Below are 10,999 nucleotides of genomic sequence, written 5' to 3'. Positions count from 1 at the left end.
GCCCCATCGATCAACTGCTGCTGTTGGGCGGGCATACGCGGGGTGCGTGCGTTCGGGTTATGCATGACGCTCTCCTTTGCTGAGCCGGGTAGTCGGGTATGTGGGCAGATCAGGTTTCCAGCAGACGCAGCGTGTCGCCCGTGGCGACGCCCAGCCGCTCGGCCTCCTGAGGGGTCAGGACGACGGTGCTTTCGTCGGCGGGGCCTCGGCCAATCCAGCCAGCGGTAAAGTGCTGCATCTGAGTGGTGGCCGCCAGCCAGCGGCTGACGCTTTCTGCGGCAGCGTCGGGCGACACCTCCACCTGATAGCAGCGTGAATTGCGGATCGCCCGCACATCATCGATATAGGCTTCCACCGTGGGGCCGCCGTCGAAGATGTCGATGTAGCCTTCCCAGCGCAGCCCCTCTTTCTTGAGCATCTCCAGCGCCGGGCGGGTGTGGCGATGTACCTGACCAATACAGGCCCGCGCCTCTTCCGACATGAACGTGGTGTAAATGGGAAACTTGGGCATCAGCTCGCCAATGAAGCTTTTCTGCCCCAGGCCAGTCAGCCGGTCTGCCTCGCTGAAATCCATGGGGAAGAAGTGCTTGCCCAGGCTCTGCCAGAACGGGCTGACGTTGTTTTCATCGAACACGCCGCGCATTTCGGCAAGCACCTTCTCGGGAAAACGGTCGCGGAACTGAGCCATGAACAGCCAGCGCGCCTTGGAAAGCAGCGCACCGTTGCGCAAATGCTTGTTGGCCTCGCCACGGTACTCCGGGCGCAGGAACAGCGAGCACACCTCGGCATCGCCGGTATGGTCCGAGCTCAAAAACAGCGTGTCGATGGTGCGATGCAGGTCGAGCTGTACCGAAGAGTGGGCCAGGGTGCCAAGCCGGTAGTTGTAGAACGGCACCTCGCGCCCCACCTGACCTTCAATGGCGCAGCAGCCTGCCAGCTCGCCGTTGGACTCATCTTCCAGTACAAAAAAGTAGAGCCGGTCGTCCACTGGCGTGCGCTCTTCGAACGCACGGGCGGCGGCGTCGATCTTGCCCGCCAGGAACTCACGGTTATCCGGCAGCGAGGTAAAGCCAACGCCTGCCTGCTGCGCCAGCGCCTGGAGCCCATCCAGATCATCACGGGCAATGGGGCGAATGCGCATTACATCTCTCCTTCATCGAGCGCATCGACGGCGCTGGGCAGGGCTAACGGCGCTGCCAGTACGGCGCGCCCCTCTTCCACCCCCAGACGCTGCGCATGCTGCGGGGAAAGCATCAGCTGTCCGGTGGGCGAAAGTGCATAGCGCGCCACGATGCAGCGAAAATCGCTCAGCGTCTGGTTGGCGATCATCGCCGGTTCGGCATCCGGCAAGGCATGCTCCGGGCGCACCCGCACCGGGTGCCAGGCAGCACGACGACAGGTTTCCAGCCGTTCGCGCTCGGCCTTGACGATGGGCCCGGCATCGAAAATATCCACATGCCGGGAACGGACAAAGCCTTCCGCCAGCATTTCCGCCAGCGCTGCTTCATGGGCCGGATGTTCACGGCCTATGGCTGCCCTGGCAGGCGGCGTCAATAGCGGCAGGTAGAGCGGAAACTGGGGCATCACCTCGGCAATGAAGCTTTTCGAGCGCACCCCGGCCATGTGGTTCATCTCCTGGAAGCCGCGGGCAAAGAAGTGGCGGCCCACGCTCTCCCAGAAGGGCGATTCATTCTGGCGATCCAGGTACCCCGGAAACGCCACGGCGAGAATCCGCGAGAAGCGCTCCGGGTACTGGGCAATGAACATCAGCCGCGCCCGCCGCAGCAGGCTCTCGGCGCTGGTGCCCTTGTAACGCGGGTTGAGCGACAGCGCACAGAGCAGCGTGGCGTCCGAGACTTCGTGGGACAGCGCCAGGGTCTGTACTTCCCGGCGCACGTTGAGCTGCTGCGAGGCGTGGATCAGCGTCTCCTGGCGGTAGGTGTAATAGGCCTCGGCGGCCCCCGCCTGGGCGCGGATGGTGGCGGTACCGAGCACTTCATGACGATGATCGTCCGCCAGCACGAACATGTACTGCTCGTTACCCGGAAAATCGACCTCGCTGCCAAACGCCTCCTGGGAGCGCAGGATGCGCTCCTCTAACCGCTCTCGGTTGGCGGGCAGGTTGGTCAGCCGAGGAACGGCGTGCTCGGCCAGCTGTTCCAGGGCAGGCAGGTCGGCCAGAGTGACCGGACGGATAACCAGCATGCTCAACGCTCCTTCTGGTAACGTTTGCGGCCTGCTCATGCGCTGGCAACAAGGCGCTCGATGGCTCGTTCGAGACGCGCCATGCCTTCGGCGATGTCGGCCTCGGGGATCACCAGCGACGGCGCCATGCGCAGCACATTGGGACCTGCGATCAGCGCCATCACGCCCTCTTCCATGGCCAGTGGCAGGATATCCTTGGCGCGACCTTCGAAGGCATCGGACATCTGTGCGCCCATCAACAGGCCCATGCCGCGGATTTCCTTGAACACGCCGTGCTTGCGGTTGATGGTTTCCAGGTGCTCACGGAACAGGTCGTGACGCTGCTTGACCCCTTGCAGCACTTCGGGGGTGTCGATGAACTCGACCGCCGCCAGGGCCACCGCCGATGCCAGCGCGTTGCCGCCGTAAGTGGAGCCATGGGTACCGATCACCAGCGACTTGGCAATGGCGTCGGTGGTCAAGGTGGCGCCGATCGGGAAGCCACCGCCCAGCGATTTGGCGCTGGTGAGAATGTCCGGAGTGATACCGAAGTTCTTGTAGGCGTACAGCTCGCCGCTGCGGCCCACGCCGGTTTGCACTTCATCGAAAATCAGCAGCGCGCTGTGCTCGTCGCACAGATCGCGCAGGCCCTGCAGGAACTCCTGGGTGGCAGGCACGATGCCGCCCTCCCCCTGCATGGGCTCGACCATGATGGCGCAGGTGTCATCGCCCACCAGCTTGCGCACGCTCTCCAGGTCGTTGAAGTTGGCGTGCAGAATGCCGCCGGGCACCGGGCCAAAGCCCTGGGAGTATTTTGGCTGCCCGCCCACGCTCACGGTGAAGAAGGTGCGGCCATGGAACGACTGGTAGAACGAGATGATCTTGTCCTTGTGCTCGCCGTGGTGATCCACCGCCCAGCGGCGCGCCAGCTTCAGCGCCGCCTCGTTGGCTTCACCGCCGGAAGAGCACAGGAATACCTTGTCGGCGAAGGTGCGCTCGGTGAGCGTCCTGGCCAGCTTGAGCGCAGGCTCGTTGGTGAACACGTTGGACAAGTGCCAGAGCTTTTCGCCCTGCTCTTTCAGCGCATTGACCAGTACCGGGTGGCAGTGGCCCAGCGAGTTCACCGCAATCCCCCCGGCAAAATCGATGTATTCACGGCCTTGCTGATCCCACAGGCGGCTGCCTTCACCACGCACCGGAATGCTCTGTTGCGGTGAGTAGTTGGGCATCATGTAGTGGTCGAAATCCTGGCGACTTGGGGTGTGGCTCATGAAACAAATCCTCCGGTGGAGTCAGCGATGACATCAGTATACGAGGGGCGGTGGCCGCCCTGCTTTCACGATTGGGACGCTAAATTATGAAAAGCTGCGCCTACCCCAGCCGCTCTTCCCGCGGGGTGATCCCAAAGTGGTTACGGTAGGCAGTGGAAAAGTGCGCGCCCGAGGAGAAACCGGTCATCAGGGCAATGTCGCCCACGGGACGGTCGCTCTCTCTGAGCTGTTTGCGGGCTTCCTGCAGCCGCAAGTCCAGATAATAACGGCTGGGCACCGCCTGCAGGAACTTCTTGAACAGCCGCTCCAACTGACGCCGGGAAATGCCCAGGTGTTCGGCCAGTTCCAGGGTCGAAAGCGGCTCTTCGATATTGGCTTCCATCAGCGTGACCGCATCCACCAGGCTTTGTGGGGCGTGGCCCAGGCGGTGGCGCAGGGGGACGTGCTGGCGCTCATCGGCAAGGCGAATGCGATCGCACACGAACTGCTCCGAGACCTGCTCTGCCAGCCGTGGGCCGTGATGCTTGCCGATCAGCGTCAGCATCATGTCCATGGCGGCGGTGCCGCCCGCGCAGGTCAGACGGTCACGGTCGATCTCGAACAGCTGCTGGGAAAGCGTGACCTGGGGGTACGCCTGGGCAAATGCGTCGAAGCGCTGCCAGGGCAGCGTCGCGCGATAGCCTTCCAGCAACCCGCAGCGGGCCAGCACTTCGGTGCCCCCGGCCAGGCCGCCTAGCGCCACGCCCCTGCCCTGATGACCGCGCAGCCACTCGTGAAGCCTGGCGGGCAGTACGTAGGGTAGCGGTGTCGGTGCACAGACCAGCAGCATGTCCAGCGGCCCAAGAGCGGCTTCCAACGAGTGCTGGGCCAGCAGCGAAAGCTGCGCTGCACTGCGCACGGGCTCGTCGTCCAGGCTGAGTGTCACCGTGTGGTATAGCATTTGGCCGCTGAGCTGGTTGGCCATCTGCAGTGGCTCGATGGCACTGGCATGGGCCAACAGCGAAAACCCGGGGAGCAGCACAAAGGCAACCCGCCGACGCTGATCGGGGGAAGGCGTCAACGGCCGAGTGGGCATATGAAGGTGTGACAAGGTGAGAGGCACTGCATGGAAACCGCCGCTGGCTGTCGAGATAACGTGTTCAAATCAAACGTCATCTTACCCAATTGCGGCGCGGAAGGCAGCGCCATGACCGCAGGAACAAAAACACGATAAATGCAAATTGCCGGGCCACTGGCCCGGCAAACGAAGGTGCTGCGTCAACCGCCGCTGTTGCCCATGCCAAAGATCACGAAGGCCGCCACCACCAGGCCCAGGCCAATGATCACCACGGGCAGCAGCTTGTGCATGCCGCTGGGGGGCTTTTTGGCTTCCGGCTGTTTATGGGGCGCCGCCTTGTCGAAATCTTCGGGCAACCGCTGGTTCAGTACGTGCTCTTTCTCTTCTTCCGGGGTCTTGCTCTCTCTGGTATCCATACGCCACCTCTTCCTGGCCGGTTAGATGAAACAGCGCGGCGGCTTCTCGCTCCGTCGCACCAAAGGTTACAGGGTTACGACTTCATAAGGTTACGACATCGAACGCCACATCGGGGTTCACATCGGCATCGTAGTCCACATCGTCACGTTCGAAGCCAAACAGCTTCAGGAACTCATGCTTGTAACCAGCATAGTCGGTAATGTCGAACAGGTTCTCGGTGGTGACGTTTGGCCACAGGTCCTGACAGGCTTTTTGAACGTCGTCACGCAGCTCCCAGTCGTCCAGACGCAGACGGCCCTGCTCGTCGGTGGCCATCTCACCGGGCTGACCTGAGTAGAGGCGCTCGCCGAACAGACGGTTCAACTGGTCGATGGTGCCTTCGTGCAGGCCCTGCTCTTTCATGATGCGGTACACCATGGCGATGTACAGCGGCATCACCGGAATCGCCGCGCTGGCCTGGGTAACGACGGATTTCAGCACCGCCACGTTGGCACCGCCGCCGCTCTCTTGCAGCTTGGCATCGATGGCCGCCGCTGCGCGGTCCAGGTCTTCCTTGGCTTTCCCCAGGGCACCGTGCCAGTAGATCGGCCAGGTGATTTCGGTGCCGATATAGCTGAACGCCACGCTGCGGGCACCTTTGGCCAGCACGCCTGCGTCTGCCAGAGCGCTCATCCACAGCTCCCAGTCTTCGCCGCCCATCACGGTGATGGTGTCGTCGATCTCTTGCTGCGTCGCCGGCTCCACCTCGGCTTCGATGATCACGTCCTTGTTGGTATCGATGGCCGTGGCGCGGTAGGTCTCACCGATGGGCTTCAGGCTGGAGCGCTTGAGCTCGCCGGTATCGGGCATCTTGCGCACCGGCGAGGCCAGTGAGTAAACCACCAGGTCGATCTCGCCCATGTCCTGCTTGATCAGCTCGATGGCTTTCTCGCGAGCTTCATGGGAGAACGCATCGCCGTTGATGGACTTGCTGTACAGCCCTTCCTGCTTGGCAAACTTGTCGAAGGCCGCGCTGTTGTACCAGCCCGCCGTGCCGGGCTTCTTCTCGCTGCCGGGCTTTTCGAAGAAAACGCCCAGGGTATCGGCACCGTAGCCGAAGGCCGCCGTGATACGCGCCGCCAGGCCGTAGCCGCTGGAAGCCCCGATCACCAGCACTTTCTTCGGGCCCTGGTGCTTGTCCAAACCACGGGCGCGGGTCGCTTCGATCTGTTCGAGAACGTTCTGTTCGCAGCCTTTAGGGTGAGTAGTGGTGCAGATAAAGCCCCGAACTTTCGGTTTAATGATCACATTGGACCCCTTCATCGGATGAGTATCATCGGAGCACCCTCGTGCTCACTTGCCAGTAGGCGCTATTCTAGCGGGCCAGGCGCGCCCTGTCCGCTCTTGAGGTTATGGGGGATTCACGGCAGGATAGCGCCCTGCCCACTTCCTGCCGATGAGAACCGTGATGAATGCACAGCAGCTAGTCGATGAACGCGGCGACCTCTGGTTGGCGCTCGCCCCGCTTTGGCTGGACCGCGAACCCACCGAGCGCGACTACGCCCGCATGATCGAGGTCATCGAACAGCACGGGCTACCGCTCAAGGAGCTCGAGTGGGTGTTCCGTATCGAGCTGGCCCCGGTGCTGTCACGCCATCAGCTGTCGGTGGCCAGCGAGTGGCGCAAGTTCGATGACTACAAGCTGATGAAGCAGCTGGTCAATCACAACCTGCGCCTGAAGGGTTGGCGGCGCAAAACCTGGGCGCTGTTTTCGGGCTTGACCACCATGATGGTACGCCACCGCTGGAACGACCTGATGCAGCGACTGATGGTCAGCCGGGGCGAGCTCTAGCCCCTTCACGCCTTGTCCAGCGCCGCCTCCACGGCCAGGCGCAGGCGTGGGCCATGGTCTCGTGGGCCAAAACGCGCCAGCACTTGCCCGTCTCTGGCGACCAGAAACTTGGTGAAGTTCCACTTGATGGCCCGCGTGCCCAGCACGCCTGGCGCTCCCTGCTTGAGCAGCGTAAAGAGCGGATGCGCGTTGCCCCCGTTGACGTTCACCTTCTCCATGAGCGGAAAGCTGACCCCGAACTGCTGCTCCCCGAAGGTGCAGAATGCTTCGGCGCTTTCGGGCGACTGCCGCCCAAACTGGTTGCAGGGAAAGCCCAGCACGGTAAAGCCACGGTCACGGTAGCGTTGGTAAAGGCTCTCCAGCTCCTTGAGCTGGGGCGTAAAGCCACACTGGCTGGCGACGTTGACCACCAACAGCACCTGGCCGCGCAGCGCACGCAGGTTGAAGGGCTGGCCCTGATGGGTGTAGCAATCCTGTTCGTAAATGCTCATCACACACCCTCTTGCTATCGTCTGACGCTACCTTGCCACGAGGCGGCCTGCCAGCACCAGCCCGGCGGCTCACGCCTGCGCGAATTTTCCACCATGGCTGCTTATAGCAGTGGCCCCGCCACGACCCTCAGTGCCAGCGCGATCAGCAGCACACCGGTAACACGGTTGACCCAGTGGGCGTGACGCTGCAGCCAAGGCAGCACTCGCGAGTGCGACAGCCCCACGGCCACCAGCACGTACCAGCCGCCATCGATGACCATCGCCGTGGCCACGATGATGCCCTTGGCCAACGGGCTCATGTCCGGCGTCACGAACTGACTGAGCAGGGCCACGAAAAAGATGATCAGCTTGGGATTGCCCAGAGCCACCAGCACCGCTTCTCGGGCCGCCTGGCCTGGCGTGGTGACCACCGCATTGGCCGCCAGCGAGCTGGCGCGCCCGGCCCGCAAGGCCTTGATCCCCAGCCACGCCAGGTAGGCGGCCCCACCCCAGGTGATCAGCTGAAAGACCTCGGGATGGCGTACCACCAGCGCGCCCAGCCCCAGCACGGTCAACAGGGCATAAAAAACCCACGCCCAAAGCATGGAACACCGCCGCGGTCACGCCGGGCAGCCGCCCGCCCCCCAGGGTGTGGCGCAGTACCAGCGCGAGGCTTGGCCCCGGGGACATGGCCCCCATGGCACAGATGGCGGCCAGCGATAACCAGAGCGTCAGCGGCATGCGTTTCTCCATGAGTCCAGCGGTTGATCAGCGCACCAGTATACGCCAGCTCAAGCGCAGGCGGGTGGCTGCCTAGGCCGCGCATCGTGGAATCCTCCCCCGGCCTTGAATACGGCCTTAAATAACGCTGTTAGCATGGTACGCTGTTGGGTAAAATTTTCCTTTTTCAGAACGTTCGGCAACGCCGATCAATGACGCCTGCCGTGCAGGCAGTTCATGGTTAATAAAGGACTTCAATATGGGTAGGGCGTTTCAGAACCGTAAGGAATCCATGGCCAAGACGGCCGCTGCGAAAACCAAGGTGTACAGCAAGTACGGGCGTGAAATCTACGTCTGCGCCAAAGCAGGGGGCACCGACCCCAATGGCAACCTTGCGCTGCGCGGCCTGATGGAGCGTGCCAAGAAAGATCAGGTGCCATCCCACGTCATCGACAAGGCCCTCGACAAGGCCAGCGGTGCCGGAGGCGAGGACTTCTCGTCCGCTCGTTACGAGGGCTTCGGCCCCGGCAATGCCATGGTCATCGTCGACTGCCTCACCGACAACCCCAACCGCACCTTTGGCGATGTGCGCGGCTGCTTTACCAAAACCAAGAGCAAGATCGGCACGCCGGGCAGTGTGAGCCACATGTTCGATCACTGCGCGATCTTCTCGTTTACCGGTGGCGATGAAGAAGCCGTGCTGGAAGCGTTGATGGAAGCCGACGTGGACGTCACCGACATCGAGCAGGAAGACGGTCGCATCACGGTATTTGCTCCGAACACCGATTACGCCAAGGCCAAGCAGGCACTGCTGGACGCCTTTGGCGAGATCGACTTCGAAGTGGATGAAATCCAGTTCCTGCCACAGAACACCACGCCGGTGGAAGGTGACGACGCCGCCATGTTCGAAAAGCTGCTGAACATGCTCAACGAGCTGGACGACGTGCAGAACGTCTTTCACAGCGCCGAACTGCCGGAAGAGAACGCCTGAGCGGCTAGCCCTTCAGCGCATCATCAGGAACGAAAATCCACCCTTCGGCCGTCGGCATCTCCGCTGGCGGCCAAGCAACCTGCTGGGGCGCATCGAGTACCACCAGCGCATCTCGGCTGGCCGGGTTATGGTCGCAATTCCAGCCGCCCACGTCCCAGCCGATGTAGAGCCTCTCGCCCTGCGCCTTCATGTCCGCCCCGCGCCCTGAGCATCCATCAGCATCTCAGGGGGCAGTAGCGCGGGACGAATACCGGCATCGCTCAGAATCGCCTTGCCACGTACCGTCAAATCGGTCACGAACAGGAACTGCTGACGCGGGTCGACGGGTTGACGTCCTCCCCGCCCTAAAGAGGGTGTCGCGAAAGGGGCAAAGCCGTAAAATGAACCTTCTATCTGTCTGAGAGCTTACCGTGTCGACAGCATGCATGCCCACACCCGATGACAGGCAGTTCGCGCTTTTTCAGGCATCGCCTGCTTCGCCCCCTCCATCCTCCCGCGTAACGGCTGGCTCGTCAGGGCGGCGTTTTCTACGAGGTGACGCCACGGCGATTTTCCTGGGCATGACACCGCTTGAAGATCATCTGCGGCAGTCAGGGATTCGTGCCCCTTTAGTGGTGGCCGAACTGCTGGATGCCCAGGACTGGACACCCTTCGAGGATCGATATGCCGCCACAGGGCGCGCACCCTATGCGCCACGCGCGATGATGGGGCTGATTCTCTACGGGATCATGCACGGGGTCTCATCGCTGCGCGCGTTGGAGCGGCTGGCACGTGTGGATTTGGGGGCCATGTGGGTGACCGGCGGCATTGCCCCGGATCATGCCAATATCGGGCGCTTTATCTGCCTGCATGAACAGGCGCTGTCACAGGAGTTTTTCGAAGCGCTGACACGCACCGTTCTCGCCAGGTCCGGAACATCGACAGCCTGCCTGGCGGGTGACGGAACCGTGATCGAAGCGGCCTGCTCTCACTATCGTCTGCTCAAGGAGGAGGCCGTGCGTGCTCGAGTCAGTAAGGCCCGGATCGGCCATCAGCAGGCTCTTTCGGAGCAACAGGACGAGACTCAGCAGCAGCTGGATAGAGCGCAGGCCTGTGAGCAGGTTCTTGACGCGCGGATCGCGGCACGACGGCGCCACGGCAAGCGTGTCGATACGGTACGCGTCAGCCCCACGGAGCCAGAGGCCGCGATACAGCGTCAGAAGCGAGGGCGCGGCTTTGCGCCGGCTTATACGCCCTCCGTCCTTGCCAATGAGGCGCGCATCATCGTGGCACATGCCATCGACCCCACGAGTGAGACACGCGTGGTGGGTGAGCTGATCGATCAGAGCGAGCGCGTGGAACCCAAGATCCCACGCGAGCTTCTGCTGGATGCCGGCTATTTTGATGATGGCGTTATTAACGCGACACTGGCGCGTGATGTCAGCCTGCTTTGCCCGCCCAGGCCCAGTACCACTGACAAAGCGAAGGGCCTGTATCATAAAAGCCTATTCACTTACGATGCCGAACAGGATGTTTACTACTGCCCAGCGGGGCAGCGGCTTCAGCGCATCAGTCATATAAACGCGTCGGTACGCTCGCGTGAGCAAACGGTTTATGCCTGCAATGCCTGCGAGGGCTGTCCGCAACGGATTGCTTGTACCCGTTCGGTCCGGGGGCGCCGAATCAAACATTACCCGGAGGACGAGGCACGCCTGGCATTGCAACAAATCATGACCCACCCGGGAGCCCAAGCGGTCTTCCGGCAGCGAAAGGCCATGGTCGAGCCAGTGTTTTCAGCGCTACGTCAGCAACAGGGACTATCTCGCTTCCGGCGCCGTGGGCTGGCGGGTGTCAAACGCGAGTTTTCCTTGCATGCCTTGGCTTACAACTTGGCTCGCGCTGTAGCGCTGAGCCTTTGTCATCATCTCTGGGAGTGGTTGTGGGGATGCCTGGGATTACCTTACCTGGCAACAAAGAAAAAGATCGCGCCTCCCAGGGCGTGCGTGATGATGTCGTCCAGCCATCGACATCGTTGTGTATAGGTTTAGTTTTGAGTCGTTAGGAGATTTGCGACAACCT

The 10,999-nt window shown here is 62.2% G+C and carries 11 protein-coding genes and 1 pseudogene; 3 read left to right on the top strand and 9 right to left on the bottom strand.

What is annotated here, in order from left to right:
• Positions 1-109: 109 nt before the first annotated feature.
• From astA to fabV, 6 genes are all read right to left on the bottom strand, one after another.
• Positions 110-1,141, bottom strand: coding sequence for an arginine N-succinyltransferase (astA, locus tag B7L71_RS15645; RefSeq protein WP_016916412.1), 1,032 nt, complete (start codon positions 1,139-1,141; stop codon positions 110-112).
• Positions 1,141-2,205, bottom strand: a complete 1,065-nt coding sequence (locus tag B7L71_RS15640; protein WP_081139043.1) for an arginine N-succinyltransferase — start codon at positions 2,203-2,205, stop codon at positions 1,141-1,143. Before B7L71_RS15640 ends, astA begins: the two co-directional genes overlap by 1 nt.
• A gap of 35 nt (positions 2,206-2,240) precedes the next feature.
• Positions 2,241-3,455: an aspartate aminotransferase family protein gene (locus tag B7L71_RS15635; RefSeq protein WP_081139042.1), complete on the bottom strand. Its 1,215-nt coding sequence runs from the start codon at positions 3,453-3,455 to the stop codon at positions 2,241-2,243.
• 100 nt (positions 3,456-3,555) lie between these two features.
• Complete coding sequence (locus B7L71_RS15630; protein WP_170919521.1) at positions 3,556-4,530, bottom strand: GlxA family transcriptional regulator; 975 nt, start codon at positions 4,528-4,530, stop codon at positions 3,556-3,558.
• Between the two features lie 182 nt (positions 4,531-4,712).
• The gene (locus B7L71_RS15625; RefSeq protein ID WP_039175752.1) at positions 4,713-4,928 is read right to left on the bottom strand and encodes a hypothetical protein; all 216 of its coding nucleotides are present in this window, start codon (positions 4,926-4,928) and stop codon (positions 4,713-4,715) included.
• A gap of 82 nt (positions 4,929-5,010) precedes the next feature.
• Positions 5,011-6,216: an enoyl-ACP reductase FabV gene (fabV, locus tag B7L71_RS15620; RefSeq protein WP_026002006.1), complete on the bottom strand. Its 1,206-nt coding sequence runs from the start codon at positions 6,214-6,216 to the stop codon at positions 5,011-5,013.
• A gap of 160 nt (positions 6,217-6,376) precedes the next feature.
• Here fabV and B7L71_RS15615 point away from each other — a divergent pair, with 160 nt between their 5' ends.
• Positions 6,377-6,760, top strand: a complete 384-nt coding sequence (locus B7L71_RS15615; protein ID WP_039175751.1) for a DUF7079 family protein — start codon at positions 6,377-6,379, stop codon at positions 6,758-6,760.
• A 5-nt stretch (positions 6,761-6,765) separates the two neighbouring features.
• Here the strand turns inward: B7L71_RS15615 and B7L71_RS15610 are convergent, their stop codons facing one another.
• A complete protein-coding gene (locus tag B7L71_RS15610; RefSeq protein WP_016916405.1) occupies positions 6,766-7,251 on the bottom strand; it encodes a glutathione peroxidase in 486 nt (161 codons plus the stop codon).
• A 101-nt stretch (positions 7,252-7,352) separates the two neighbouring features.
• Positions 7,353-7,971: pseudogene (locus B7L71_RS15605) on the bottom strand (LysE family translocator).
• Positions 7,972-8,209: 238 nt separating this feature from the next.
• On the opposite strand from B7L71_RS15605, the gene B7L71_RS15600 reads away from it, so the two are divergent.
• The gene (locus B7L71_RS15600) at positions 8,210-8,941 is read left to right on the top strand and encodes a YebC/PmpR family DNA-binding transcriptional regulator (RefSeq protein WP_081139040.1); all 732 of its coding nucleotides are present in this window, start codon (positions 8,210-8,212) and stop codon (positions 8,939-8,941) included.
• A 4-nt stretch (positions 8,942-8,945) separates the two neighbouring features.
• Here B7L71_RS15600 and B7L71_RS17785 read toward each other — a convergent pair whose 3' ends face one another.
• Positions 8,946-9,131, bottom strand: a complete 186-nt coding sequence (locus B7L71_RS17785) for a hypothetical protein (protein ID WP_081139039.1) — start codon at positions 9,129-9,131, stop codon at positions 8,946-8,948.
• A gap of 370 nt (positions 9,132-9,501) precedes the next feature.
• Between B7L71_RS17785 and B7L71_RS15590 the strand changes: the two genes are divergently transcribed.
• Positions 9,502-10,962 carry an IS1182 family transposase gene (locus B7L71_RS15590; protein WP_249273284.1) on the top strand — a complete coding sequence of 487 codons (1,461 nt, stop codon included), beginning with the start codon at positions 9,502-9,504 and terminating at the stop codon, positions 10,960-10,962.
• The last annotated feature ends 37 nt before the right edge of the window (positions 10,963-10,999 follow it).

The organism is Halomonas sp. BC2, assembly GCF_002078115.1.
Classification (GTDB): domain Bacteria; phylum Pseudomonadota; class Gammaproteobacteria; order Pseudomonadales; family Halomonadaceae; genus Vreelandella; species Vreelandella stevensii.
Note: the sequence above shows the minus strand (reverse complement) of the source record. Positions and strands in the feature narration are given on the sequence as shown.